Origin of the sequence: Fischerella sp., assembly GCF_013388695.1 — a bacterium.
GTDB lineage: Bacteria > Cyanobacteriota > Cyanobacteriia > Cyanobacteriales > Nostocaceae > PCC9605.
Genome location: NZ_JACAEU010000013.1, coordinates 23,549 through 49,105, shown reverse-complemented (window position 1 = coordinate 49,105; position 25,557 = coordinate 23,549). Strand labels below are relative to the sequence as shown.

General features: G+C 42.9%; 23 protein-coding genes and 1 tRNA gene. 13 read left to right on the top strand and 11 right to left on the bottom strand.

Features of this window, described 5'->3' with window-relative positions; all coding sequences use genetic code 11:
- The first annotated feature begins 266 nt into the window (after window positions 1–266).
- Window positions 267–539: a ferredoxin-thioredoxin reductase variable chain gene (locus HXY43_RS02015; protein ID WP_290879287.1), complete on the top strand. Its 273-nt coding sequence runs from the start codon at window positions 267–269 to the stop codon at window positions 537–539.
- 6 nt (window positions 540–545) lie between these two features.
- Here HXY43_RS02015 and HXY43_RS02010 read toward each other — a convergent pair whose 3' ends face one another.
- From HXY43_RS02010 to HXY43_RS01985, 6 genes are all read right to left on the bottom strand, one after another.
- Entirely contained in the window at window positions 546–767 is a 222-nt protein-coding gene (locus HXY43_RS02010) for a hypothetical protein (protein WP_026733641.1), read from the bottom strand.
- A 92-nt stretch (window positions 768–859) separates the two neighbouring features.
- The gene (locus HXY43_RS02005) at window positions 860–1,654 is read right to left on the bottom strand and encodes a YdcF family protein (RefSeq protein WP_290879283.1); all 795 of its coding nucleotides are present in this window, start codon (window positions 1,652–1,654) and stop codon (window positions 860–862) included.
- A 152-nt stretch (window positions 1,655–1,806) separates the two neighbouring features.
- Window positions 1,807–2,322 carry a hypothetical protein gene (locus HXY43_RS02000; RefSeq protein WP_290879281.1) on the bottom strand — a complete coding sequence of 172 codons (516 nt, stop codon included), beginning with the start codon at window positions 2,320–2,322 and terminating at the stop codon, window positions 1,807–1,809.
- Between the two features lie 100 nt (window positions 2,323–2,422).
- A complete protein-coding gene (locus HXY43_RS01995) occupies window positions 2,423–3,958 on the bottom strand; it encodes an AAA family ATPase (protein WP_290879279.1) in 1,536 nt (511 codons plus the stop codon).
- Between the two features lie 246 nt (window positions 3,959–4,204).
- A complete protein-coding gene (gene rplY, locus HXY43_RS01990; RefSeq protein ID WP_290879276.1) occupies window positions 4,205–4,504 on the bottom strand; it encodes a 50S ribosomal protein L25 in 300 nt (99 codons plus the stop codon).
- Between the two features lie 131 nt (window positions 4,505–4,635).
- Window positions 4,636–5,979: an adenylosuccinate synthase gene (locus HXY43_RS01985; RefSeq protein ID WP_290879274.1), complete on the bottom strand. Its 1,344-nt coding sequence runs from the start codon at window positions 5,977–5,979 to the stop codon at window positions 4,636–4,638.
- Between the two features lie 501 nt (window positions 5,980–6,480).
- Here HXY43_RS01985 and HXY43_RS01980 point away from each other — a divergent pair.
- The 3 genes from HXY43_RS01980 to HXY43_RS01970 all read left to right on the top strand — a co-directional run bounded on the left by HXY43_RS01980 (window position 6,481) and on the right by HXY43_RS01970 (window position 10,727).
- Window positions 6,481–9,009, top strand: a complete 2,529-nt coding sequence (locus HXY43_RS01980) for a PAS domain S-box protein (RefSeq protein ID WP_290879272.1) — start codon at window positions 6,481–6,483, stop codon at window positions 9,007–9,009.
- A 252-nt stretch (window positions 9,010–9,261) separates the two neighbouring features.
- The gene (locus HXY43_RS01975; protein ID WP_367161452.1) at window positions 9,262–9,555 is read left to right on the top strand and encodes a response regulator; all 294 of its coding nucleotides are present in this window, start codon (window positions 9,262–9,264) and stop codon (window positions 9,553–9,555) included.
- 128 nt (window positions 9,556–9,683) lie between these two features.
- The gene (locus HXY43_RS01970) at window positions 9,684–10,727 is read left to right on the top strand and encodes an adenosine deaminase (RefSeq protein ID WP_290879270.1); all 1,044 of its coding nucleotides are present in this window, start codon (window positions 9,684–9,686) and stop codon (window positions 10,725–10,727) included.
- A 241-nt stretch (window positions 10,728–10,968) separates the two neighbouring features.
- On the opposite strand, the gene HXY43_RS01965 is transcribed toward HXY43_RS01970, so the two are convergent.
- Window positions 10,969–11,283: a rhodanese-like domain-containing protein gene (locus HXY43_RS01965; RefSeq protein WP_290879267.1), complete on the bottom strand. Its 315-nt coding sequence runs from the start codon at window positions 11,281–11,283 to the stop codon at window positions 10,969–10,971.
- Between the two features lie 231 nt (window positions 11,284–11,514).
- Here HXY43_RS01965 and mutL point away from each other — a divergent pair, with 231 nt between their 5' ends.
- The 4 genes from mutL to HXY43_RS01945 all read left to right on the top strand — a co-directional run bounded on the left by mutL (window position 11,515) and on the right by HXY43_RS01945 (window position 14,311).
- A complete protein-coding gene (gene mutL, locus HXY43_RS01960; RefSeq protein WP_290879265.1) occupies window positions 11,515–13,254 on the top strand; it encodes a DNA mismatch repair endonuclease MutL in 1,740 nt (579 codons plus the stop codon).
- 6 nt (window positions 13,255–13,260) lie between these two features.
- Complete coding sequence (locus HXY43_RS01955; protein ID WP_290879263.1) at window positions 13,261–13,491, top strand: hypothetical protein; 231 nt, start codon at window positions 13,261–13,263, stop codon at window positions 13,489–13,491.
- Window positions 13,492–13,640: 149 nt separating this feature from the next.
- Window positions 13,641–13,880, top strand: a complete 240-nt coding sequence (locus HXY43_RS01950; protein ID WP_290879261.1) for a hypothetical protein — start codon at window positions 13,641–13,643, stop codon at window positions 13,878–13,880.
- Window positions 13,868–14,311: a PIN domain-containing protein gene (locus HXY43_RS01945; protein WP_290879259.1), complete on the top strand. Its 444-nt coding sequence runs from the start codon at window positions 13,868–13,870 to the stop codon at window positions 14,309–14,311. The genes HXY43_RS01950 and HXY43_RS01945 overlap by 13 nt, the downstream gene beginning before the upstream one ends.
- 397 nt (window positions 14,312–14,708) lie before the next feature.
- Here the strand turns inward: HXY43_RS01945 and nagZ are convergent, their stop codons facing one another.
- Together nagZ and HXY43_RS01935 are read right to left on the bottom strand one after the other, a co-directional pair.
- Entirely contained in the window at window positions 14,709–15,785 is a 1,077-nt protein-coding gene (gene nagZ, locus HXY43_RS01940; RefSeq protein WP_290879257.1) for a beta-N-acetylhexosaminidase, read from the bottom strand.
- Between the two features lie 228 nt (window positions 15,786–16,013).
- Complete coding sequence (locus HXY43_RS01935; protein ID WP_290879255.1) at window positions 16,014–17,282, bottom strand: septal ring lytic transglycosylase RlpA family protein; 1,269 nt, start codon at window positions 17,280–17,282, stop codon at window positions 16,014–16,016.
- Window positions 17,283–17,615: 333 nt separating this feature from the next.
- On the opposite strand from HXY43_RS01935, the gene HXY43_RS01930 reads away from it, so the two are divergent.
- From HXY43_RS01930 to HXY43_RS01910, 5 genes are all read left to right on the top strand, one after another.
- Entirely contained in the window at window positions 17,616–18,503 is an 888-nt protein-coding gene (locus HXY43_RS01930; protein WP_290879252.1) for a PhzF family phenazine biosynthesis protein, read from the top strand.
- A 182-nt stretch (window positions 18,504–18,685) separates the two neighbouring features.
- On the top strand, window positions 18,686–20,125 hold the full coding sequence (pds, locus tag HXY43_RS01925) for a 15-cis-phytoene desaturase (RefSeq protein WP_026733653.1): 1,440 nt from the start codon (window positions 18,686–18,688) through the stop codon (window positions 20,123–20,125).
- The gene (gene crtB, locus HXY43_RS01920; protein ID WP_290879249.1) at window positions 20,109–21,041 is read left to right on the top strand and encodes a 15-cis-phytoene synthase CrtB; all 933 of its coding nucleotides are present in this window, start codon (window positions 20,109–20,111) and stop codon (window positions 21,039–21,041) included. The genes pds and crtB overlap by 17 nt, the downstream gene beginning before the upstream one ends.
- A gap of 119 nt (window positions 21,042–21,160) precedes the next feature.
- A tRNA-Ser gene (locus HXY43_RS01915) sits at window positions 21,161–21,252 on the top strand.
- 197 nt (window positions 21,253–21,449) lie between these two features.
- Window positions 21,450–22,784, top strand: a complete 1,335-nt coding sequence (locus tag HXY43_RS01910; RefSeq protein WP_290879247.1) for an ABC transporter substrate-binding protein — start codon at window positions 21,450–21,452, stop codon at window positions 22,782–22,784.
- Between the two features lie 263 nt (window positions 22,785–23,047).
- Here the strand turns inward: HXY43_RS01910 and HXY43_RS01905 are convergent, their stop codons facing one another.
- On the bottom strand, window positions 23,048–24,634 hold the full coding sequence (locus HXY43_RS01905; RefSeq protein ID WP_290879245.1) for a DUF1565 domain-containing protein: 1,587 nt from the start codon (window positions 24,632–24,634) through the stop codon (window positions 23,048–23,050).
- Window positions 24,635–24,761: 127 nt separating this feature from the next.
- On the bottom strand, window positions 24,762–25,550 hold the full coding sequence (locus tag HXY43_RS01900; RefSeq protein ID WP_290879432.1) for an ion transporter: 789 nt from the start codon (window positions 25,548–25,550) through the stop codon (window positions 24,762–24,764).
- Window positions 25,551–25,557: the final 7 nt, after the last annotated feature.

The window sequence follows — 25,557 nt, the reverse complement described above, 5'->3', positions numbered from 1 at the left end:
GCTGTAACACTGTGGAGTGAAGATAAAATGGTTAGGCCTCTTGCCAAAGTACCTGGCGACTTCAAATATCGCCTTTCTTTTTCTCCCTATCGATTGGGAAACAAAGGGTAAAGACTAAGGGGACGAATTTAGCTCAAAGCCTGCATGGGCAGGCTTTGTTCGTCTAGCAGGTATGGAGGCGTCAAATTGCGCCTAAATACTGCTTAAAAGTCAAAAACAACTTTTGCAAGCAGTCTATTTTTCAAGAGAAGCAAGTTCAATGAGGGATGGCAGTGGAGACACTTGTGGAAAAGCAGAAGCAAGGTGTAAATTTTGTTATGAAAAAAGGCGATCGCGTTCGTGTCAAAGAATCCGTGGTAGTTTACCATCATCCCGAGCATCGCGGTAATGCTTTTGACCTCAAAGGCACAGAGGGAGAGGTGGTAGACATTGTCACTCAATGGGAAGGTAGACCTGTCAGCGCTAACCTGCCAATTCAGGTTCAGTTTAGTAAAAAATTTAAGGCTCACTTCCGTGAAAAGGAGTTAGAAATTATCTAATATCCCTCATTGGCGGCGAAAGATTGCATAAAAATTCAGTTCGCCGCGCATCCTTTTTAGTTCTTGACGATGCTGCTCTGCTATGGTATAATACCATTCACAATATTCCTGATACTCAGATCGCGTCTTAACTTCCTGATAAAACTGGTGGGTTGTTTGGTAAGCAGCAAAACTTTCCTCAACTTGAGGTTGAGGCGAAGGAATAATATGTGGTAAGTCTTTAGACATAATTTAATAAAGTAAAAAGTTAGAAATTAAGAGCATTTTTTCAACTCTTATCCATTATTACGCAGTCAATAACTCCTAACTCTTAATCATCTTCACAACCAACCTCGTAAGCGATAAACAAAAATACCAACATACTCTTTCGCTGCTCCAGTAAACTTGTGCAGATTGGAGCTATCTGGTAATAAACTCAGGATAGCGGCTTTGGGGGTACTAGCTAGTCCTTGCATATCGCTGCTAGTCACGAGAAAGTCAGTGGGTGCAGGAATGGCGTCAATACCTTGACGCTTGAAAATAAGGAGCGATCGCGGCATATGCATTGCCGAAGTTACCAGCAAGATGCGACGAATCCCACGAGATTCGAGTATTTTTTTGACATTCACCGCATTTTGATATGTGTTCAGGGACTCAGATTCTTGAATGAGAGCTTCTGATGGTATGCCAATTGAGGTGAGGATTTGTGCCATATCCTCTGATTCTGCTAAGCCTTGGTTGTCTTCCCAATCGATGCGGCCACCACTGAGAATGATAACAGGAGCTTTATTTTGACGGTAAAGTTGAGCAGCATAAATAACGCGATCGCCAGTTTCGTTTAAATCTACACCTGGTCGTGGTGGCAAAGCTGGCTTGGTAGCACCTCCTAGCACAACTATTGCTTCTGCATTTGGTATTTGTGCAGGTGGGAGATATTGCCATTCTAGCGATCGCACCAGTAAATTCGGAATCCAGGCATTACTGCTAAATAACAGTAAAATCAGCGCCAGTGTAATAGCGATCGCTGCTGTTCGGGGACGTTTCCACAACATGAAAAGTGCTACCAGCAAAAAAATACAAGTTAGCCCCAGCGGATAAAAAAATAGTGGCAGCAGTTTGGAGAGATACAAAAACATTGGAGTTAGTGGGTAGTGGATAGTAGATAGTGGTTAGTGGTTAGTGGTTGGTGGATAATGAGTTGATGGTGAGTTATTTGAAACAACGAACAACTAGCTACTAACTACTAACTACTAACTACTAACTACTAACTATTAACAACAATTACTTTTTACCTTCGCCAAAAGTCGAACCAATTGAAATTTTGAGAAGAACGACGGTAACGGCGAACAGGTTTTCTGATCCGTCGTTTGGTGACTGGAGAACTAGGCTGTTCTTGCTGATCTTCCTCTATAGGTTCTTCAGGGAGTTGAGTTCTAGCTTCTTCCTTACTTTGCCACCATGCAATAATCCAGCCGCCACCGATCCCAGCTAATGAACCCAGCAAGATGCTTATAGATGGTGGATACCCCAAAAACACAAATCCCAGTAAGAAAAATAACCAGTACTTTAATCCAGCATCAACTCCCTCAGTAGAGGCCACAGCACCTCCCTTGGGGCCAGTTTTGCTTGACGAAGTTATCCATCCTACGGCTAAACCACCCAAAATGCCCAAGAAAATACTTAAAGGAGGTGGGTAACGTAACACCAAGAAAATTAGTGTTAAAAATATCCCAACCAAGATTTGGTTCAAAAAGTTGGGTGAGACGGATAGAAAGTTGCTGAAGTTGTTTTTATCTGGTGCCATAAGGTCAGGCCTGTTGGCTTAATTAATGTTGTTGGTAGTTGTTTATTGGTTGTTGCAGAAAACAAACAACAAACAACAGTCATCACGAGAAATAGTTTACTCACGCTAACCAACTTAATTGTGCCTGTTGTGATTGGGTTGTGTCCAAAATTTTAACTAGTGGTTTTTCTTTTTCGGTGAAGGGTTCAGCAGAGCGAAGTTGTGAGGCCAATAAATCGGCAGTGGCATCAGCAATATCACCACTGCGGTGTTGTAGTCGCTGCTGTAAAACCTCTGGTGGTGCTGTGCAATAAAGAATCTGTAAGGGTATTTGCTTCTCTTGAGCTTTGGCGATCGCTTCTTGTCGCAACTGCTGGCGATCGTACTTAGCATCTAAAATTACAACAAACCCCTGACTTGCGAGCAGAATCCCCAACTCCAACAACCGTGCATAGGTTTTCTGGTTCATTTCAGATGTATACAAATCATCTCCACCCCGTTGCAGCAAGGGAATTCCTGCCAAATGCTTCCGCACTGCATCTGAGCGAATATGAATTGCTCCCACCTGTCGAGCTAAATATCGTGCTGTCGTACTTTTCCCAGAACCCGACACGCCCGACATTAAAATTAACTGTCCCTGACGTGGCTTAGTATATTCCCATGCCTGCTTGTAATAACCGGCTGCTGTTTTTGCAGCCTCTTGCTTTACCTCTGCTGGCACACCAGGATCATCCAACAAAAACGAAGTTACCTTAGCCCTAACGTAAGCCTGACGACTTAAATACAAAGGCAGCAGCTGCAAACCTTCCCAATCTCCAGTTTGCTCAATATAGGTATTCAAAAACGCATTGCCCAAATCTTGGCGCTGTCGCGCCTCCAAGTCCATTACCGTAAACGCCACATCGTACATTACATCAACAAAGCGAAACGGCTCATTGAACTCAATACAGTCGAATAGCAATAATTTCTCTTGCCACAGCGCAATATTTCTCAGGTGCAAATCGCCGTGACATTCGCGAATAAAATCACCAGCAATTCGACTCTGGAAAAGTTCCCTTCGCTCTGTAAAAAACCGATCTGTATATTGCTTCGTTTTCTCAAACTGTTCCTGCGTTTGCGGGCCACCGATATATTTTTCCGTTTGCTGGTAATTCTCGTCAAAAGCAGCCCGGACTTGCGACACTTCCCCAAAAGAACGAATGTAATCATTCGTAGCAGTTTTCGCGTGAAAATCTGCTACTACCCGTCCTAACTCTTCTAAGTGCACCTCCTGTAACTTCCCCTGCTCAAACATCTCGCTTAGCAGTGCCTCTTGAGGAAACTCACGCATCTTCAGCGTATACTCTACCGCCTCTGTTCCCCCAAGCTGGTATTGCTCCCCTACCAAAGTCACAGGTAACACTTCTAAATAAAGCTCCCCTGCTCCCCGCTGATTTAACCTTAACTCCTCTTCACAAAAATGCTTGCGCTTCTCCAACGTTGAATAATCCAAAAAGCCGAAATTTACCGGCTTTTTCACCTTATATACATAATCCCCAGTCAACAACACATAAGAAACGTGCGTCTGAATTAACTTAACTGGTTCCTGCACTGAGTGTGGATAAAAACCAGGCTGCAACATCTGTTGAATTAAAGGTGGAATCGAAACCTCTGTCATCTGTTTGTGTCCTTTGTACGCCAGTCGCTACAACGGGGGGAACCCCCGCAACGCGCTGGCTTGTCTTTGTGGTTCATATCAAATCCGTTTGATTAGTTATCGTATCTGCCTTCACCCCCTACCCCTCTCCCAACTTGAGAGAGAGGGTGAGGGTTTTTAATGAACATGAATTAGCCGGACTTGATATCAATCAATAAAAAACCAGGGTTTTGCCCCTGGTCTCCTCAGCAATTATTACAAACTGTATCAGTTTTTGGCGGCAGCAAAAAAACTCAAGTGGTAGGGCGTACCCTTTGCCGGATGAACTTGAAGTTCTCGGATCACCGTTGTACCGCGCCAATTCATATCTGTAACATTCAGTTCAAACTCAGTTTTATTTACACGAGCCTTTTTGAGCAGCTGTTCAACGGTTTTGGCATCAACAACCAAAGAAACAGACTCGCTACCATTATGACCGTATAAATTAGCAGGTATTAACCCAGAACGACGCAAAGCATTGGGTTTGCTACCTTCTGGCCGCTTTTGACATTCAATCGTAAGTTCCATACTTCAATAATTCAAAATTCAAAGTTGCACAACTTTTACTGCTATCAACATATGAGTGCTACACTCACACGCAAAGGACACTTGCAGTCAAGTGTCCTCCCCTACATAGAATCGCAATAATAACGCATCTCCTAGGCACTCAGCAAGGAAGCAGGGGTGCCGTCAGGGTGTAACAAAGCCCGTTTGGGGCCGTGTATGGGGTCTTCAACAATGATAGTTTGATCGCGACTAGCTCCTAAAGAGACGATCGCGATCGGCACTTCCATTAATTCTGCCAAAAATTTGAGATAATCCAACGCTTGCCGTGGCAAATCATCCAAAGAACGGCAGTTGCTGGTAGACTGTTTCCATCCTGGCAGGGTTTTGTAGATAGGACGACACTGGGCAAACTTACGAGCGCTGGTGGGAAAATGTTCGCAGCGTTCCCCATCAATCTCATAAGCGACACAAACTTTAATTTCCTCTAGTTCGTCAAGGACATCTAATTTAGTGATCGCCAGACAGTCCATACCGTTAATACGCACAGCATAGCGACCGATGACCGCATCAAACCAGCCACATCGCCGCTTGCGTCCTGTGGTTGTACCAAATTCAGCACCACGCGCACACAACTGTTCTCCCAATTCTCCATCCAGTTCTGTGGGGAACGGCCCTTCACCTACACGCGTGGTGTAGGCTTTTGCAACCCCAATTACCCGGTCAATCATTGTTGGCCCCAACCCTGTACCAACGCAAGCCCCCCCTGCCACCGGGTTAGAAGAGGTTACATAGGGATAAGTTCCGTGATCTAGGTCGAGGAGCGTACCTTGTGCTCCCTCAAATAAAATATTGCGCCGACGCTGAATGGCATCGTATATTTTTAAAGAGGTATCGACCACATACGGTCGCAACCTTTCCGCATACCCCAGATATTCGTCTATCACCTTCTGCGGGTCTAATGGCGGCAAGTTGTAAAGCTTTTCCAGAATGACGTTTTTATAATTGATCGTCCACTCTAGCTGGTCACGTAGCCCTTGGGTATCCATCAAGTCTAACATCCTGATGCCCGTCCGCTCTGATTTGTCTGCGTAGGTCGGGCCGATACCTCGACCAGTCGTGCCAATTTTATGGCTCCCCCTACGTTCCTCCACTGCCTGGTCAATTAATCGATGATAAGGCATCGTTACATGAGCGGTTTGGGCAATCAACAGATTGCTGGTAGAAATACCAAGTTGTTCTAGTTGATCGAGTTCTGCAATCAAAACCTGTGGATCGATGACTGTTCCAGAACCGATAATGCACTCTGTATCCGGGTACAAAATACCAGAGGGAATCAAATGCAGTTTAAAGGTCTGACCTTTGACTACGATTGTGTGTCCAGCATTGACACCCCCTTGGTAACGTACAACGACATCTGCGGAGCGGCTGAGTAAATCAGTTATTTTTCCTTTTCCTTCATCGCCCCACTGGGCACCTATAACAATGACGTTAGCCAAGAGTTTATTTTAAAGAGCTAAAGTTTCCACAAACAATAATTATCCTCAGGTTTCGTGACAAATGTCAAGCTTAGTGAGCAAAAGTATAAAAATTGTTGGTTGTTGGTTGTAACAAACAATGATTATGATGTTTTGTCATTTGTCATTTGTCATTGGGTAGGGGCAAAGCATTTGTACTAGTACATTCAGTTTTGATGTCAAGATATACATACAAATGCTTTGCCCTTACAGGTGTGTTTAGGTTTCGTAACTCGCGTTATGTTTATTTCCACCTACCTACTTAAGTGTAGTTGTGAACACATTTGACTAGATATTTCAGTTACTTTGAGAGTATCTGAATAAATACAAAACCTTTAATACTGCTGTGGATGAATACTTGTGGTGGGAGGTTTCTGCCTTACCTTCATAGATTTACCCTTCAATTTCTACAATAAGTTGCATGAATGCTAGGAGAAAACACAGTATTAATAGCCAGCAGCAAAGGAGTTTTACTAACAGCGCATGATGAAATTGTTTCGCATCCAAAAGCTAGCAGCAGTATTTTTACTGGCATTGGCAGTGGTATTTGCTAATGCAGTAATATCCTACAGCAATACGATAAAGCTGATTGAGAATCAGCAAGCGATCGCACACTCTCACACAATTATTATTCAACTAGAGAGAGTATTCTCAACATTTCAGAATGCGGAAACTGCACAGCGCAATTACCTAATCACCACAGATCCAGATTGTTTACAAGCCTATGTTGCTAGTCAAAAAGAGATTAACACTTATACCCAATATCTAAAAAATTTAACTGCAGATAACCCCATTAAACAAACGTGGTTTTTTTTACTTGAGCAAAAAATTACTCATGGGTTTAGTGTCCTTGAAGAAGAAGTTAACTTGGGGAAAACGCCAGGCTTTGGAAACTATCGTCAAGCAAATTTTGTTCTCTCGAAGCAGGCGATAAATGAGATTCAAAAGTTAATTGACGATCGCTTACAGGTAGAGCAAAAGTTATTACAACAGCAGATCAACCAATCGCAAGTCAACTTTCAAAGAACGATCGCGATGTTTGCCCTCATCGCTGCTGTGGATTTGCTGCTGGTAGGTTTGCTGTATTATCTGCTGAGAAGTTACATTAACCGACTCAAGCAGACAGAACAAGCACTGCGGCAAAGCGAACATCATTTGCGGGCAATCATAGATGCGGAACCAGAAAGTATCAAGCTAATTGCAAAAGACGGCACTCTCGTAGAAATTAATACTTCTGGAGTAGCGATGATGGAGGTGGAAAGTGCCGATGTCTTGATTGGCAAACCAATTGACGCTGCGATCGCACCAGAATATCAACAGGCGTTTCGGAATTTACATGAAAGTGTTTGCCAGGGTAACAAGGGAACTCTGGAGTTTGAGATCGTTGGCTGCAAAGGTACTCGCCGTTGGATGGAAACTCATGCTGTGCCATTACCTGACGAAACTGATGGCACGTTTATGCATTTAGCAGTGACGCGCGATATTACTCGGCGCAAGCAAGCAGAACAGAAAATCCGCGAACAAGCGGCGCTGCTGGATGTAGCAATGGATGCAATTTTAGTACAAGGTATCGACAGGCAAATCTTATTTTGGAATAAAGGTGCTGAACGCCTGTACGGTTGGAAGTTTGAAGAAGCTATTGGGAAAAAAACATCACAGCTTTTGTATAAAGAAACATCGTCCCAGCTAGAAGCAGCACTGTTAACAGTCTTTGAGTCTGGTTCGTGGCAAGGTGAATTGCAGCAGGTGACAAAAGCAGGCGCAGAAATCATCGTCGAAAGTCGCTGGACGTTGGTACGGGATGACAAGGGAAAACCGAAATCAATCCTGACTGTCAATACAGAAATCACCCAGAAAAAACAATTAGAAGCACAATTATTGCGATCGCAACGTTTGGAGAGTATTGGTACTCTTGCAGGCGGAATCGCCCACGATCTCAACAACGTGCTAGCACCGATTTTAATGTCCGTGCAGTTGTTGAAGATGAAATTATCTGATTCGCAGTATCAACAGCTATTAGAAATTGCAGAAAATAATTCCAAACGCGGAGCTAATTTGGTCAAACAATTATTGTCATTTGCACGCGGTATTGAAAGCACGCGGACAATTGTGCAAATAGGACATTTAATTGCAGAAATTGAGCAAATCATTACACAAACCTTTCCCAAATCTATAACTTGCCACACACAAATACCAGAAAATCTTTGCCATGTTTCTGGCGATCCAACGCAATTACATCAGGTACTGATGAATTTAGTTGTTAACGCTCGTGATGCCATGCTTAATGGTGGCATACTCAGCATTTGTGCTGAAAATTTGGTCATTGATGAACATGATCCTCAAACTAATATTGATGCCCGTATCGGTGCTTATATTGCAATTACTATTGCAGATACTGGTGTAGGTATGCCACTGGAAATTCAAGAGCGAATGTTTGAGCCATTTTTCACGACTAAAGAGGTGGGTAAAGGTACTGGCTTGGGTCTTTCTACAGTAATTGGTATTATTAAAAATCACGGTGGTTTTTTGAATGTGTTCAGTCAGGTTGGTCAAGGTACACAATTTAAGGTATTCTTGCCTTGCTTAACTAATAGCAAAGACACCGAACCACCTGCTGAACAGGAGGAATCACTCATCGGTTGTGGTGAGTTAATTTTGGTAGTTGATGACGAAATTGCAATTTGCAAAATTACTAAATCCTCTTTAGAAAATTACAATTACCGCGTACTTACTGCTAATGATGGAGTGGAAGCATTAACAATCTACGCCCAACATCAGCAAGAAATTAATGTTATCTTGTTGGATATGATGATGCCATCAATGGATGGGGCGATCGCGATCTGCAAACTGCAACAAATTAACCCCAATGTCAAAATTATTGCCACCAGTGGACTTTTATCAGAATCTAAAATTACTGATGTCCAAAGTATGGGAGTAAAAGCATTTTTGTCAAAACCCTGTACGGCAAATGAATTATTGCAAACTCTGAATGAAGTCATTTGCGGTAACTAATTATATTCACTTCATTAAGTGTGATTTTGTTTGCAGGAAAAGCCCTCTCAAAGAGCGAACCTGTTATGGTTTATGATTGAATACATGCTTTTTGCAAGTTGGCGATCGCACCTCACGAGCCGGTGAACAAGTATCAATTATGATGCGAATTTATGATTTTAACTAATCCGAAGAACAATTTACGCCGTCCCAGCTTGGAAGAAATAGGTGCGCGAACAGATGTATTTAGCTTAGAGGGCATCAAAGGCTGCTATTCGTGAAATTACTAAATCTTCTTTAGAAGCTTATAACTATCGCGTACTTACTGCTAGTGATGGTGTGGAAGCAGTAACAATCTACGCAGAGCATCAGCAGGAAATTAATATAGTGTTGCTAGATATGATGATGCCATCAATGGATGGAGCGATCGCCATCCGCACGCTAGAAAAAATCAATCCCAATGTCAAAATTATTGCTACTAGTGGACTGTCGTCACAACAAAATATAGCCGAATCACAAGGTGCAGCAGTCAAAGCCTTTTTAACAAAACCTTGTACTGTGAAATAATTATTACTGATAATTGCCGCAATCAACAAACGTAATTAAAGAAACTTAGAAAAAATTTACTCAGAAGCAGCTTGTTTTTTTATTTGTTACTGTTAATAATAATTAAAATTTTCTGTAGATACACTACTATGGCTTTATATGCAGAATTGCACAGACACCTAGGCGGTTCGGTTGTACCGCGAGTTCTGTGGCGATACTTTGAACGTCATTCCTCTGAGTTGATTTCTCGATTTGCTGAATATGCAGAATTTGAAGAGTTTTACACGCGCCCGCGCAACACTCTAGATGAGTATCTAGAGTTACATACATTAGTAGAAAGCGTGCAAACTGTAGAAACTCTACCCTACTTTATTTATCGCCTGCTTAGGGGTGCTTATATCTTTGAAAATTTGGCGTATTTGGAACTGCGTTACACCCCTTATCTGCGAACACCCGAACATCTGAGTCAATCAGAAAGAATCGACAAGATGGCGGAAATTGTCGAAGTCGTGGGTAAGGCAAGCAAATTATCTGAATATCCGATTGTTACTAGTCAAATTCTCTGCATGCACTCGCGCTTACCCTATGAGGTGAATAAAGCGATTGTTGATTTGGCTGCACAAAATAAGCAGTATGTCTGTGCGGTAGACGTGGCAGGAGGAGATAGCTATTATGGCGATCGCCTCGAAGAATGGATCAAGCTGTACGATTATGCCTTGTCTCTGGGAATTAGCACCACAGGGCATCTGTACGAAACCACAGCTGGCTGTTACCCGGAACTTTTACCCTGTCTGATGCGAATCGGTCACGGTATCCAAATTCCGCTGTTACATCCCGAGTTACTACCAGATTTGGCTAGACGGAATCAGTGTTTGGAAGTTTGCCCCACTACCTACCTAAAAACTGGTACTTTGCAGGATATTCGACAACTGAAGTTAGTTTTTGACCGTTGTTTCGATGCTGGAGTAGATATCGCCATTTGTACTGACAACGCCGGACTGCACAACGTACGTTTGCCGTTTGAGTACGAAAATCTCCTTACCTACGACATTATTAATTTTGAACAACTCCAAGCTTGTCAGGATGCTGCTTTCCGCCATGCTTTTGCTTGGCCCTACGGTCAACGTCCAGTTTCCCTATTAAATGGGTTGCTAAGCCGTGAATCTACCCAAGTTTTGGCGATGAAAAATTAATTAACCACTGCCAAAGACTTAGAAATTTACAGGGTGCATATATTTTACAGCAATGTATTTTTATTATTTTTTCCTTCAAGTTTTGATGGGAATAAATACGCGCTGCCTACACCCATTAGGTCAATAGGCTACTGGCACAGTATTACTTTCCCATCACCCAAATTGCTCTTTAACCGCAAGATTACAGAACAAAAGGGTTTTTGACTTTTGACTTTTAACTTTTGACTTCCGTGCAGCGGTGCTAGTCTGTCGCACCCCCAACTGACTTCCAAGCGGCAAGACCACCTTTGATTTCAGTGACGTGAACAAATCCTGCCTCTCGCAGTGCATTTACAGCTTGGCTAGCTTGTTCGTCATTTTCACCATAAATATAAATTTCGCGCTTTGTATGGAGACAGGATTTGGCGCGGCTTGCCAAATCAGCCAAAGGAATTGGCACTGCCCCTGTAATATGACCGCTGTTGTAGCTTTGGCGATCGCGCACATCCAAAATTGTAAAACCCGGTTGACCTAGCTCTAAACGCGATTTTAAGTCATGTGCAACAGAATCAAGCATAATAGCCACCTCTTAATACTTATTGCTCGGTAATTTGCCGCTTTTCACCTAACAACAGCAATCTATCAAAAATTTTATTTTTCTCGGGCTTTTTTTAAAAAGAATAAATATTTTGATGAGAATATGAAGTGTTTAATTTAGTAATTTTGCAATCTATAAATTTTTGTATATAAGTTTAATGAAATTTGTTTAAATGATACAGTGGTTGCCAACTTGCCTACACTGGATTTTATGGTATCCACAATACAAGTTTTACCAAAAGAAGTTGTACATCTGATTACAGCTGGAGAGGTAATTGACTCTTTAGCTTCGGTAGTGCGGGAATTAGTAGAAAATTCTCTGGATGCAGGTGCAACGCGGATTGTGGTTTCCATTTGGCCCGAACAATGGCGGGTACGGGTGGCAGACAATGGCTGCGGCATGAACTTAGAGGATTTACAACGAGCGGCATCAGCTCATAGTACCAGCAAAATCAAAAGCTGTGCAGATTTATGGAAGATTAACAGCTTAGGATTTCGCGGTGAAGCGTTGCACAGTTTGACGACTCTGGCAGATTTAGAAATTTGGAGTCGTCCGGGAACCTCTGTATCCCCCCTCTTTACAGGGGGGACGGAAGGGGGAGGCAACGGTTGGCGAGTAGTGTATGGTTATGGAGGAGAAGCAGCACACATAGAAGTAGCAGCGATCGCACCTGGTACAGTTGTGACAGTCTCCAATTTATTTGGCAATTGTTCAGCGCGGCGTCAAGGTTTGCCTTCAGTAGCACAGCAAATGAAAGCGGTGCAAGCAACTATCCAACAAATCGCCCTCTGTCATCCTCAAGTTGCTTGGCAAGTTTGGCAAAATGGCCGGGAATGGTTTACCATCTCTCCCGCCGCCACAATGGGAAAACTTTTGCCACAACTTCTCCATCAGGTGCGTCCAAGCGATCTGCAAGAGTTGCAAGTAGAACTACCCAATTCCCGGCAAGATTCCTTATATTTAGTTGTGGGATTACCCGATCGCTGCCATCGCCATCGCTTAGATTGGCTGCGAGTAGCAGTCAACGGCAGAATAGTGAAAGCGCCGGAAATCGAGCAAACTATCTTGGGGGCATTTCACAGGACATTACCGCGCGATCGCTATCCGATTTGTTGCCTACATTTGTTGATTTCCCCAGATCAAATTAACTGGAACCGCAACCCAGCCAAAACAGAAATTTACCTGAATGATTTGAGTTATTGGCAACAACAAATTAATCAGGCGATCGAGCAAGCATTCCAGATTAATTCTGCCACCCTTAAAGAAGCGGTTCACACAACCCGAGTTGGGAAATTAATCAAAGCCGCCGAAGAACAAGGTTCGTACAACACTAACCCTTCTACTCCCTCTACTTCACGGCAGTCGCTACAACGGGGGGAACCCCCGCAACGCGCTGCCTCCTCCACTCCCCACACTCTCAAAGCCGTCGGCCAAGTCAACAACACTTACATAGTTGCCGAACATCCTGGTGGGTTGTGGTTAGTGGAACAGCACATCGCCCACGAGCGAGTATTGTACGAGCAATTGTGCGATCGCTGGCAAATAGTCTCCGTTGAAGCACCGATAATTCTCTATCAATTGTCACCAGCGCAAGTATCACAGCTGCAACGCATTGGCTTGGACATCGAACCCTTTGGCGAACAACTTTGGGCAGTCCGCAGCATACCCGCAATGTTGCAGCAAAGAGAGGATATGGCAGACGCAATTTTAGAACTGAGTTGGGGAGGCGATTTACAAACAGCACAAGTAGCTGTTGCTTGTCGTAGTGCCATTCGTAACGGTACACCTCTGAGTCTGCCAGAAATGCAGCAAATATTAGATGACTGGCAACGCACGCGCAACCCCCGCACCTGTCCCCACGGACGCCCAATTTATTTATCGTTGGAAGAGTCTGCGTTGGCGCGATTTTTCCGGCGTCATTGGGTGATTGGTAAGAGTCATGGGATTTAGAAGGGCTTGAGTGAATCAGCAGCAGGCGATCGCCGCTGGCTTTTAACAGCACTTATCGAAACCCGTAGATCTAGAGGAATTGGTAAGGGCGATCACCTGCCTGTGCACCAGAAATCTAGCCAGCAAGCGTTTCTGCTAACACCAACTTTTGCAAAGAACAAGCGATCGCCAATTCCGCATGGCACAGCTATTCTGATAGGCAGGAATATTTACTTACCCCTACATCTCTATTTGTAGCATCATTCCTGTAGCATCTTTATATTTAACATTAAAATCAGGATAGAACTAGCCAGTAAAGCCAAAGATTTATAAAAAATCGGTAGGGTTAGCTCTAACAATGACATAAATATACGAAGATGTATTAATTGGATAAGATTGGATAAATCATGCAACCAGCTTTACACATAACAACCAAAGTTTTGCCAGGGAAAAAGCTAGAAATTCAAGTTCCAGAAGCAGCAATTGGCGATACTGTTGATGTATTTGTTATATTGCCAGAAAAGGCTAAATCCAAACGGCATTCTGTAATAGAGGTAATAGAACAAATCCGTAGTAGATACCCGTTCAAAAATACCGAGGACATAGATACACAACTCCAAAAAGAACGGGATTCATGGGAAAGCTGATACTGCCCTCATCTGGTAATATTTATATAGATACATCAGTGGTGATTTATACAGTTGAAGGCAACCCTGATTATTATTCCCTTCTACAACCACTATGGCTTAAATTTCAAAATTGTGAATTGGAAATATTCAGCAGTGAGTTAATACTATTAGAAACGTTAGTATTACCAATCAGAAATGGAGATAATTCTCTAATTTCAGACTATGAGCAACTGTTGTTGTCATCAGAAATGCAACTAATTCCTATCAGCCAATTTGTACTAAAGCACGCTGCGAATCTTCGAGCTAAGACTAACCTAAAAACACCCGATGCTATTCATGCTGCTACGGCTTTATCTGTTAATTGCATCCAATTTATTACTAATGATAAAAGCTTCTGTAATGTTCCCGGTTTGCCTATTGTTGTCCTTAGTGAAGTCCTAGCATCTTGAACCGCTTAGGAACTCTACCTTTCCCTTTAAAACAACAACACCCAAGCATCTAATCGCTTATAAATCTCCTCTCTTTCTTCAGTTAACTCAGGGTTGTACTTGCTTGAAATTTACTGAACAAACAGTTACATTGCCCTCGTTTTACTACTATGAGGAAATATCAGCGTTCGAGTTGGGCGTTGGTGTTAGTTGACGAGACAGATTACAATAAAACAGCTTCTTTACCTCTTAACTAAATTGAACATTGGCTGTTAAATCTGCCAGGGAAGCTTTCTAGCTTCAATTAATAAATTATCACTACTAAATGAGAATAGTTTTTTTCTGCAACTAAACTTTACTTTTTCACCAAAATGCTAGGAATGCGATCGCATTGTCGGGATACAAGCCTATACCAAAACTATGGATTTTTAAAAGAACAAGCGATCGCCAATTCTGCATGACGCAGCAATGTATCTTTGTCAAGGGAAGAGACTGAATATTGCGGAGCGATCGCCAGCAGGCTATCGATTCGCATTCTCGCTGCTTCGACAATGCGTTCATCCAGGCTACCGTTGCTAAGAGAGTCCACAAAATCTTGAGCGATCGCCAAAGTGCGTTCCGAGGATGAAGAAGGCAAGTTACGGGAGACAATGAACAAATCACAGCCAGCCTTAAATGTCTGCGCCACAGTGCCACTCCGAGAATACATATCTGAGACAGCCTTCATATCCAGGTCATCAGATACTATCACCCCCTCAAAACCAAGTTCTTCTCGGAGTATGCCCGTTAAGATAGGTTGCGATAGTGTTGCTGGTACATCTGCATCTATTTTGGGAAATAAGATGTGAGCAGTCATAATCATTGGTACTTGCTCAGTGATGAGCACTTGAAAAGGTATAAGTTCCCGACTTCGCAGTTCATCCAGCGTCAGATTTAGCGTTGGTAGTTCTAGGTGAGAGTCTGTGCTAGTGTCTCCATGTCCGGGAAAGTGCTTGGCACAGCCAATAATTCCCGCCTCTCGCAGTCCCAGAAAATATTCACGCGCACCAGCAGCCGCAGATTCTGGAGTAGCGCCAAAAGCCCGAGATCCGATAATTGGGTTGTTGGGATTGGAAAAAATATCTGCTACAGGTGCCCAGGATACATTTATTCCCAATGATTTGAGTTCTAGCGCTGCTGATGCAGCTACTTCACGCGCACGGAACTGCAACAAGAAAGCATGGGGAAAGCGAGTAATGGGCAAATATGGGCGATGGACAGTACCACCTTCATGGTCGATCGTCATGAACATCGATTCACGTTCAGTGTATTGCCGTATTTGCTTAATCAACTCTTGGAAAATTTGCAGCCAATCTTCGTAATGGATGCCATAACGAAAGTTTTTAGCATAGAAAATAATCCCAATAGGCTTTAATGCACTCAGGATACGTTTATCTTCATCATTTAACGTAGTACCGGAAATACCGACAATCAGGTGATGTCCAAAGCGATGCATATCTTGTACTCCTTCTGGCTTTTGTTGCAAAAAACAGGGTTAGTATAAACGACCACAGATAAACATGAGACTGGGGACTGTAGGGCAAAGGGCATGGGGCATCGGTAAGAAAACCAATTCTCAATTCCCAATGCCCAATCACCAGTACCCAGCGCATCTGTAGCCGATTTCTAAAACTCTATTTTTGCCTGCGTTTTAATTTTTATCAGGCATGACTTATAGATTCCATCAGAAATCCGTAACAACTGCAAGCTTTTTAGAAGGTTTCTGGTTTTTCAGTGTCAGGCTCAGATTTTTTAGGGTCATTTTGGCTTCGCTTGGTTGCATAATCACCGCTTCATAAGGTACAATTCCAGCGATTTCACTATTGATACAGCGAGCTGCTACCCATGAAAGATCCAGGCTTCTAGGTGGGATATAAGGGCCGCGATCGTTCACCCGCACTATCACCGCTTTGCCAGTTTGCAAATTCTTCACCTGCAAGAAGGTGTTAAAAGGCAAGGATTTATGGGCAACTGTCAATTCATTTTGATTGAAGATTTCACCATTTGCCGTTAAACGACCGTGAAAATAGGGGCCATACCAAGAAGCCAAGCCATACATTTTTTTCTTGGAAGGCTTTAAACCGTACATTTCCAGCTGTCCTTTCACGAGTGATAGTGCAGGTGCTTTTAAAGCGGCGCGAAGATTATTAGTCCATTCAATTGCTAACAATTCACCGCTACGGTTGGCTTTTTGCGTAACTTCTTTGTTAATCCCAAATAAATAGCGATTTCCTGCCATTAACGCTGGTACACCATCAACTAATGCTGGTTGTAATTTCGAGGCATTTAAGTTGGGTGACTTCAACAATCGCGTCAAGCGTTGTTGCATCAAGGTTGCTTGCAGCTTGTTGGGTAAGTTAGCAATCAAACGGTTATTTACCCAGACTTCGTAGTTATTGATATTGCGGTGGACAACAACCACTGGTAGGGTAGCGGAAGAATTAAAGCCTGGCTCGAAAGGATTGGGAAAGCGAAAGAAATTTTGCAGCGATTGCGGGAGGCGCAAAACCCTAAAGGGCGATCGCAAGATTTTATTCGGCAGAAAATCTGCATGAGCAGAAGTGGCTTCTATCAAAGTGGCAACTGACAAACTGCTTGCTGTTTTGACAGGAATTTGTCTAGGTTTCATCTGCTCAAGGGAGGGGCAAAATTGATTTTTACTGTTTCTAATCCTTCCTGCAAAAAGATTCGGTGAATGATTTAGGGTTTTTCGTTGTTCCTTATCTCCCCAATCTATCTTTAAAAAACGTGTCGGTAATAGCGTTGTACTCCAAAAATTTACTGGTTGCTTTGGCTGTACAAAAAATGAACGAGGCTGATTAACCAGTTTACCTAAATGGGATGAAAATTTTGTCTGCTCAACTTGTGATGTCATGCTTGATGGCAAGCTTTGATTTAGCGACAAAAATGAACCAATCCAGGATGTAACCCAAAGTAGTCCAAACAAGATCATGGTAATTGTCAATGTTCAGATCAATGCATCTCATTGAAGATGCAAATTTATTCACGGCCTCAAATATTTCTCGAAACTATGTGTGAATACATTCTTTCCTTCTGAAAAGAATATATCCTTAGCTAGATGCACAGCAATGAGCGATCCCCAGCAGCGTTTATCTTATCCTGTAGATGCTAAATAAGCAAATAATACTTACATAAAACTTTCAGATGTTGTAGGCAATTGCTACTGGATTTTCAATTTAAATTTTTTATAAGAGACGCAAATCAAGCATAATAAATATGCAAAAATCTGCTAGCAAACAAAAATTTTCATACGTAATAAATTAAAATGCCTGGTCTAGCCTTTTACATCGTCGATGTATTTGCGGTAGCTAAATATACTGGCAATCAGCTAGCCGTATTTACCAATGCCGCCAACCTATCGCCAGAGCAAATGCAACAAATTGCTAAGGAGGTCAACTATTCTGAGACAACGTTTGTAACTTCAACCCAGATGGTGTCCGATGGATACAATGTTAGAATATTTACACCAGAGCAAGAACTACCGTTTGCCGGACACCCTACTTTAGGCACAGCCTACATACTCCAAAAGGAGATTATTAAAACTACAGTTCAAAAAATTTTATTAAATCTAAAAGTCGGGCAAATACCCGTGACAGTTGATGATGCCAATAGTTCTGAAGAGTGCCTGTGGATGCAGCAAAAAGCGCCAACATTTCATCAGATATTGGATGCAGATAAAATTGCTGAAGTCCTGAGAATTCAGTCTACAGAGATAGATTCTCGCTTTCCAATTCAAGAAGTTTCTACCGGAGTACCCTTTATTATCGTTCCTCTCAAAACTCTGGAATCGGTCAAACGAATTAAAGTCAATAAAGACAAATATTTTGAACTGATTAACACCACAGATGCTAAATCTATCCTTGTCTTTTGCCCAGAAACTTACAAACAAGAAAATCATCTAAACGTGCGAGTTTTTTGCGATTATTTAGGCATCCCAGAAGATCCTGCAACTGGTAGTGCTAATGGTTGTTTGGCTGGTTATTTAGTTGAATATTCCTATTTCGGCAAACAAGAAATTAATGTACGAGTCGAACAGGGATATGAAATCAACAGACCCTCTTTACTTTTGCTACAAGCAGAAAAAAAAGATGTAGCCATAGAGGTGAACGTAGGAGGAAAAGTGATTATGGTTGCTAAGGGGGAGTTCGTATGAGGAGGGGGAGAGAGGAGGAGTGGGCATTGGGCATTGGGCATTGGGCATTGGAAATAACCAACAAACAACAACCAACCACTAACCACTAACCACTAACTACTATCGTCTGCAAATGTAACGGTTTGCAAAGTATAATGAGTACGGCAAAACCATTAAGAAATATTGAAGAAAAGTAAGGTTAAATGCGAGTAGCGATCGCCGGAGCAGGACTAGCAGGACTTTCCTGTGCAAAATATCTCACAGATTTAGGTTATACACCCATCGTCTTGGAAAGCCGAGATGTATTGGGAGGATTAGTAGCAGCTTGGCAAGATACTGACGGCGACTGGTACGAAACTGGTTTGCATGTCTTTTTTGGGGCTTACCCCAATATGTTGCAGCTACTGAAAGAATTGGGGATTGAAGATCGTTTGCAGTGGAAAAAACACACTATGATCTTCAACCAGCCCGAAAAACCAGGAACTTACAGCAGGTTTGATTTTCCCAATTTGCCAGCACCATTAAATGGCATCGTGGCAATTTTGCGGAATAACGATATGCTCAGTTGGGGTGAAAAAATTGAGTTAGCGAAGGGACTAGTTCCTGCCATGCTCCGGGGACAAAAGTATGTGGATTCAACCGACCAATATACTTTTTCCCAATGGTTGAAGCAGCAAGGGGTAAGCGAAGATGTCCAACAGGATATCTTTATTGCTGCCTCGAAATCGCTAAACTTTATCAATCCCGATGAAATTTCAGCCGTAGTATTGCTGACTGCTCTCAGTCACTTTCTCCAGCAAAAAGATGGCTCAAAAATGGCTTTTCTGGATGGTTCTCCAACAGAGCGATTGTGTCAGCCTTTGGTAGATTACATTACAGCACGCGGTGGAGAAGTACGGTTAAATGCCCCTTTAAAAGAAATTTTGCTCAATGAAGATGGTACGGTGAAGGGGTTCTTGATGCGGGGATTAAATGGGACAGCAGATTACGTAGAAACTGCTGACGTTTACGTCTCAGCAATGCCAGTAGATGTGATGAAGGTAATGCTACCAGTTGCCTGGCAGGAAAATGACTTCTTCCAAAAGCTAGAAGGGTTGGAGGGCGTGCCTGTGATAAACTTGCAGTTGTGGTTTGACCGCAAGCTTACAGATATAGACCAGTTGCTATTTTCGCGCTCGCCTCTACTCAGCGTTTATGCTGATATGAGCAATACCTGCCGTGGGTACGCCAATACTGAGCGCTCAATGCTGGAATTGGTTTTAGCTCCGGCAAAAGATTGGATTGCCAAATCCGATCAGGAGATTTTGCAGGCAACCCTTGCCGAGTTGCAAAAACTCTTTCCCGCGCACTTTGGCACAGATAATCCAGCAAAATTGCTGAAATATCACGTAGTCAAGACGCCGCGTTCAGTTTACAAAGCAACGCCTGGTCGCCAACAGTACCGTCCCTCTCAGCAAACACCGATTAGCAACTTCTATCTAAGTGGGAGCTATACTATGCAACCCTATCTCGGTAGTATGGAAGGTGCTGTGCTTTCTGGTAAGCTGACAGCGCAGGCGATTGCTGAAGGACACTCGGTGGCAAATTCATCAAACCTGCAAATGCAAACCCCCCAGCCTGCAACGAATGCTGCAATTGTCTGATTCCCCCCCGCGCATGAAACCGCCGGTCTCTGTGGATGAGTCCTATCAACTTTGCCGTCAAATCACAGCAAAGTATGCCAAAACTTTTTACCTTGGCACTTTGCTGATGAGTAAGGCAAAACGCCCAGCTATTTGGGCAATTTATGCTTGGTGTCGCCGTACCGATGAATTGGTGGATGGACCGGCGGCTGCTATTACCACGCCAGAAACTCTAGACAAATGGGAGCAGCAGCTGGAATCCATTTTTGCGGGACACCCAGTGGATAACTATGATGTGGCTTTAGTGGATACTCTCCAGCGCTTTCCTATAGACATTCAGCCCTTTCGGGATATGATTGCCGGACAGCGTATGGATTTACACCGCAGCCGCTACAAAAACTTTGAGGAGTTATACCTTTATTGTTATCGCGTCGCTGGTACGGTAGGGTTAATGTCAACGTCGGTGATGGGAATAGATACTGAGCAAAACACCGCTCCTTGGAGCCGCAATCAACTACCCTATATTCCTACCGAAGAAGCGATCGCCCTAGGAATTGCCAGTCAACTCACCAATATCCTCCGAGATGTTGGTGAGGATGCACGGAGGGGACGAATTTATATACCTCAAGAAGACTTGGCGCGATTCAATTACACTGAGCAAGATTTATTCAAAGGTGTTGTGGATGATCGCTGGCGCTCCCTCATGCGCTTCCAAATTGCCCGCACCCGCCAATTTTATAGCCAGGCAGAAAAAGGAATTAGTTACCTATCTCCTGATGCTCGGTTGCCCGTGTGGGCAGCTCTAATGCACTACAGTAGAATTTTGGAAAAAATTGAACGCAACAATTACGACGTTTTTAATCAGCGTGCTTACGTACCTCAGTGGCAAAAGTTAGGCAGCTTGCCATTAGCCTGGTTGCGATCGCAAGTACTTTAAGAAATTAGTCCAGAGTCAAAAGTCCAGAGTCAAAAGTCCAATTTTTTAACCTTGACTCTTGACCCTTGACTCTTGACTCTACCAAAAGAATCTGCTATTATTTATATTCGTGGCACCTTGGAGAGGTGGCTGAGTGGTCGAAAGCGGCAGATTGCTAATCTGTTGTACGGTTCGTAAGGCCGTACCGAGGGTTCGAATCCCTCCCTCTCCGTTTTATGTAGAGACGCGATATATCGCGTCTCTAAAGTAAGAAAAAATCTAACTCTAGATATAAGCAGGAAATCGACTTTTACACCTTTTGGGTGATGCTATTATTTATGCTTTGGAGCCATTAAAGATTAAACTTATCTTCAATTAAGTTTGATTTGACTGTTAGGCTCCTGAGCAAAATAGGAGTAAAAGCGATATATGAAAAAGATTATTGGTGCCTTTGCCCTAGCTTTAACAACTTTAACAACTGGCTTGTTAGTCGCGGCTTGTGATGGGAATAATACCACTACCTCCAACACAAGCGATAACGGAGCTACCAGTACCCCGGCAGGTTCTACCACCACATCTCCTGCTACCAGTAGTGGTCAAGGACTGAAAATTGGCTCTTTGCTACCAACAACAGGTGACTTAGCTGCGATCGGACAGCAGATGGTAGAATCTGTTCCCTTACTTGTCAATACCGTCAACGCTTGCGACGGTGTGAATGGGAAACCCGTCACCTTAGTACAAGTAGACGACCAAACCGACCCCAAAGCTGGTGCTTCCGGTATGCAAAAACTAGCAACCTTAGATAAAGTAGCAGGTGTAGTTGGTTCCTTTGCCAGCAGCGTTTCCAGTGCTGCCGTCTCGATTGCCGTGCCGAATAAAGTCATGCTTATCTCTCCTGGCAGCACCAGCCCCGTATTTACCGAAAAGGCAACAAAAGGCGATTATAAAGGCTATTGGGCGCGTACTGCACCTCCAGATACTTACCAGGCACAAGCTTTAGCTCAACTAGCCAATAAAAGAGGTTTCAAGCGCGTTTCCACCGTAGTCATTAACAATGACTACGGTGTGGGATTTGAAAAAGCATTTGTGCAAGCATTTGAAAAATTAGGGGGAACCGTAGTTAATAAAAATAACCCTGTTCGCTACGACCCTAAAGCTACTACATTTGATACTGAAGCCCAAGCAGCTTTTGCAGGTAAACCGGATGCTGTGCTGGGTGTGTTTTATGAAGAAACTGGCGGTCTGTTTCTCAAATCCGCATACCAGCAAGGTGTAACTCAAGGAGTACAAATGATGCTGACCGACGGTGTGAAGTCAGATACATTCCCTGATAGAGTTGGTAAAGCTGCTGATGGTAAATATATCGTCGCTGGAGCCATAGGCACAGTACCAGGTTCCAACGGTAGAGGATTAGAAGCTTTCACCAAGCTTTGGCAGTCTAAAAGAGGAGTTGCACCCGCACCATACACTCCCCACGGTTGGGACGCCGCCGCTTTGTTAGTCTTGGCTGCCCAAGCTGCTAAAGAAAATACAGGCGTTGGCATCGCTAGCAAAATTCGTGAAGTTGCCAATGCTCCTGGTGTAGAAGTTAGCGATGTTTGTGAGGGTCTGAAATTACTGAGAGAAGGTAAAGATATTAACTATCAAGGAGCCAGTGGCAATGTAGATATTGACCAAAACGGTGATGTGGTTGGTGTCTACGACGTTTGGACAGTTAGCGATGATGGTAAAATCAAGACTGTTGAACAAGTTAGCCCCAAATAGGGACTAGTGGTTTAGGAAAGTGCGATCGCGCTATTAATACTCAAACCAACCCGTTTTTTGTGAGAAAACGGGTTGTTACTAAGGGAATTTCAAATAAAAAAGTATCCAAAAATCTCTTGTGGAGGCAGGCGTCTCGCCTGCCGCTTGATAAGGGCGGGCGAGGATGCTCCGAAGTTTGCCGGAAAGAACATCTCCCCGGCAACTTCTCTCCACCCCACAATCCGGGATAATTTATTTCTTGGAAATCCCTAAAGTTAAACAAATTAAGCAACTATAATATATGGCGAATCTATTGCTGCTACCCGTTCAGCATCAACTAAAGCTTGATACACCATTGCTACCACCTCTGCGCGTGTAGCATCGCGGGTAGGATTGAGTTGCTTGAGTTGTGGGTAATTGACAATAATCTGTTTTTCACCAGCAACAGCTACCTCGTCTTTGGCATAGTCAGGAATTTTTGCTTGATCGTCGTAGGGTTTTAGGGTTTTGTTACCACTAGCGGTTAACCCCAAGCCATTCACCAGAGAGACGATAACTTGTACGCGCTGAATATTATCGTTGGGACGAAAGGTGTTATCGGGATAACCAGAGAGAAATTGCCCTTGATATGCTTGTTGAATGACTTTATTCGCCCAAAAATCCTGTGGTACATCTTTGAATTTAATTGCTTGGCGTTTGGCGGATGGGTTGAAGGCTTTTACTAATAATGCGGCGTATTGCGCCCTTGTCATTGTTGCGTCGGGTTTAAATGTGCGATCTGGAAAACCTTTGATGATATCCAGTTTGATTAATTCCCGAATAAACGCAGCTGCCCAATGATTGCCAATATCTGTTAAGTCACTAGGACTGGGTGTAGGTGTAGGTATAGGTGTGGGTGTAGGAATAGGTGATGGCGTCGGAGTTGGTGTTGGTGTCGGTGCTGGGGTAGGTGATGGTGTAGGAGTTGGTGTTGGTGTCGGTGTGGGTGTTGGGGTAGGAACAGTAGTATCAACAAATTCGATACTACCCTGGACTTTTGCCGGATCTATTTGATTTCCTACAGAAACTAACTTATTGGAACTAGCATTTTGAATATCAAATTGACCGTTACTGCGGAAGATATTGCTTCCTGGGTTATTGATACTGCCAATATCCGGAAAGGCATTCACAATTACCGTCAAACCGTCTTGGGTATTTCTTTCACATAAATTATTACGTAGTACCGGACGGGCTTCACCAGAAATAACAATTCCAGAACGGTTTTCGTAGATTTTGTTATCTATCAGCTTGGGAGAAGCAGTATCACTAATGGCAATGCCAAAACCTGTGTTAAAGCAGCTGTTACCTCGGATTTCACCTTGGGCATTCTTGGCGATCGCGATTCCGTTAGCAGCGTTTTCTGTAAATTGATTATCACGAATGATTGGCTTGCCATCGCCAGTAACAAAAACTCCCTCTCGCTTGCATTTTGTGAAGGTGCAATTGGCAACCGTGGGACTAGTTGATTCTATCCAGACACCACTACCACGGGTAGCCGAATTTGTCACGGTTACACCCTTCAGTTCTGCGCCATTAGCCAGCACAAACGTAACATTTTGACGGGCAAAAGTCCGACTGAGGTATTCGCCACTGCCTTCAATTAATATACCGCTACCAATACTCGCTTCATTACCTATTACCGAGACTTCACTGGGAATTGACAAGGGAAATACTTCACCACTAGCAGCATTGTAACTACCATCTGCCAGTTTAATCTGCGTACCGGATGTCGCTTTCTTAAGTGCTTGTGTAATAGTTTTCAGAGGGGCTTGTTGATTACCACTGGCACTATCATTACCAACTACAGGATTTACGTAAAGAAATTGGGTCATATTTCTAGTGACAAAAAACACATTGACATCCTACCGTCTACACTTCAACTTTGTAGCGGTGAAATCCTTAAATAAGCTTAAGTATTTTCTGCTACTTGCTCTTTTGCCTACTTTTGGCAGTAATGAGTCAATCTTTATACAACTTCGTCCCGCACTTTTTGCAAAACATAGCATCAGCATCGTGGAAGGCTAAGCCGCATCCCGTGCAAACAGTTTCTACCTGATTAGCGGTTTTGACTAATCGCTTAATCAAATCACCTACTTGCCAAGGAATTAGGGCAATACCTGTTAAAATCATCAAAACTGTCAGCAGGCGACCTAATTCTGAAATTGGTGTAACATCGCCAAAACCTACAGTTGTCATTGTCACAATTGAAAAATAAAAGGCATCCAAAAAAGTAGCAAATACTTTCTGATTAACAGGATGCTCGACTTGATAAATTAAACCAGAGTATATAAATATAATTGCGAATAAAGTAAATAATATCCTGGCAAAAATTACACCATCTTCACTGCTGATACCAAATAAAAATTTTCTGTTGATGAATCTAATTAATCTTAAAATTCTAAACCATCGTAATAGACGAATAAAACTAATATTAACTGGACTGAGAAAATATGGTAAAATTGCTATCAAGTCAATTAGAGAATAAAAGCTAAATATATATTGAATTTTATTTTTTGCACTCCACAAACGCAGAGAGTATTCTAAAGCAAAAATAATCAAGATAATGTTGTCAGCAATATCTAAATTAAATCTAATATGTTCGGGAATATTATAAGTTTCTGCCACAAAAATTCCTGATGACAGCAAAACCAACCCAGCAATAGTTAAATTAATAACTTTACCTACTGGCGTTTCTAAGTCTCTTAAGTAGAATGCGGTTTTTTCTTTTGTCTCTTTTGTTAGCAACATAAATATC

Excerpts from the sequence above, each read along its gene's own strand:
- HXY43_RS01900 (WP_290879432.1), bottom strand. The coding sequence starts at position 25,550 with ATGTTGCTAACAAAAGAGACAAAAGAAAAAACCGCATTCTACTTAAGA.
- HXY43_RS01935 (WP_290879255.1), bottom strand. The coding sequence starts at position 17,282 with ATGATCTTGTTTGGACTACTTTGGGTTACATCCTGGATTGGTTCATTT.
- mutL (WP_290879265.1), top strand. The coding sequence starts at position 11,515 with ATGGTATCCACAATACAAGTTTTACCAAAAGAAGTTGTACATCTGATT.
- HXY43_RS02010 (WP_026733641.1), bottom strand. The coding sequence starts at position 767 with ATGTCTAAAGACTTACCACATATTATTCCTTCGCCTCAACCTCAAGTT.
- nagZ (WP_290879257.1), bottom strand. The coding sequence starts at position 15,785 with ATGCATCGCTTTGGACATCACCTGATTGTCGGTATTTCCGGTACTACG.
- HXY43_RS01945 (WP_290879259.1), top strand. The coding sequence starts at position 13,868 with ATGGGAAAGCTGATACTGCCCTCATCTGGTAATATTTATATAGATACA.
- HXY43_RS01970 (WP_290879270.1), top strand. The coding sequence starts at position 9,684 with ATGGCTTTATATGCAGAATTGCACAGACACCTAGGCGGTTCGGTTGTA.
- HXY43_RS02015 (WP_290879287.1), top strand. The coding sequence starts at position 267 with ATGGCAGTGGAGACACTTGTGGAAAAGCAGAAGCAAGGTGTAAATTTT.
- rplY (WP_290879276.1), bottom strand. The coding sequence starts at position 4,504 with ATGGAACTTACGATTGAATGTCAAAAGCGGCCAGAAGGTAGCAAACCC.
- HXY43_RS02005 (WP_290879283.1), bottom strand. The coding sequence starts at position 1,654 with ATGTTTTTGTATCTCTCCAAACTGCTGCCACTATTTTTTTATCCGCTG.
- pds (WP_026733653.1), top strand. The coding sequence starts at position 18,686 with ATGCGAGTAGCGATCGCCGGAGCAGGACTAGCAGGACTTTCCTGTGCA.
- crtB (WP_290879249.1), top strand. The coding sequence starts at position 20,109 with ATGCTGCAATTGTCTGATTCCCCCCCGCGCATGAAACCGCCGGTCTCT.
- HXY43_RS01930 (WP_290879252.1), top strand. The coding sequence starts at position 17,616 with ATGCCTGGTCTAGCCTTTTACATCGTCGATGTATTTGCGGTAGCTAAA.
- HXY43_RS01995 (WP_290879279.1), bottom strand. The coding sequence starts at position 3,958 with ATGACAGAGGTTTCGATTCCACCTTTAATTCAACAGATGTTGCAGCCT.
- HXY43_RS01980 (WP_290879272.1), top strand. The coding sequence starts at position 6,481 with ATGATGAAATTGTTTCGCATCCAAAAGCTAGCAGCAGTATTTTTACTG.
- HXY43_RS01910 (WP_290879247.1), top strand. The coding sequence starts at position 21,450 with ATGAAAAAGATTATTGGTGCCTTTGCCCTAGCTTTAACAACTTTAACA.
- HXY43_RS01965 (WP_290879267.1), bottom strand. The coding sequence starts at position 11,283 with ATGCTTGATTCTGTTGCACATGACTTAAAATCGCGTTTAGAGCTAGGT.
- HXY43_RS01950 (WP_290879261.1), top strand. The coding sequence starts at position 13,641 with ATGCAACCAGCTTTACACATAACAACCAAAGTTTTGCCAGGGAAAAAG.
- HXY43_RS01905 (WP_290879245.1), bottom strand. The coding sequence starts at position 24,634 with ATGACCCAATTTCTTTACGTAAATCCTGTAGTTGGTAATGATAGTGCC.
- HXY43_RS02000 (WP_290879281.1), bottom strand. The coding sequence starts at position 2,322 with ATGGCACCAGATAAAAACAACTTCAGCAACTTTCTATCCGTCTCACCC.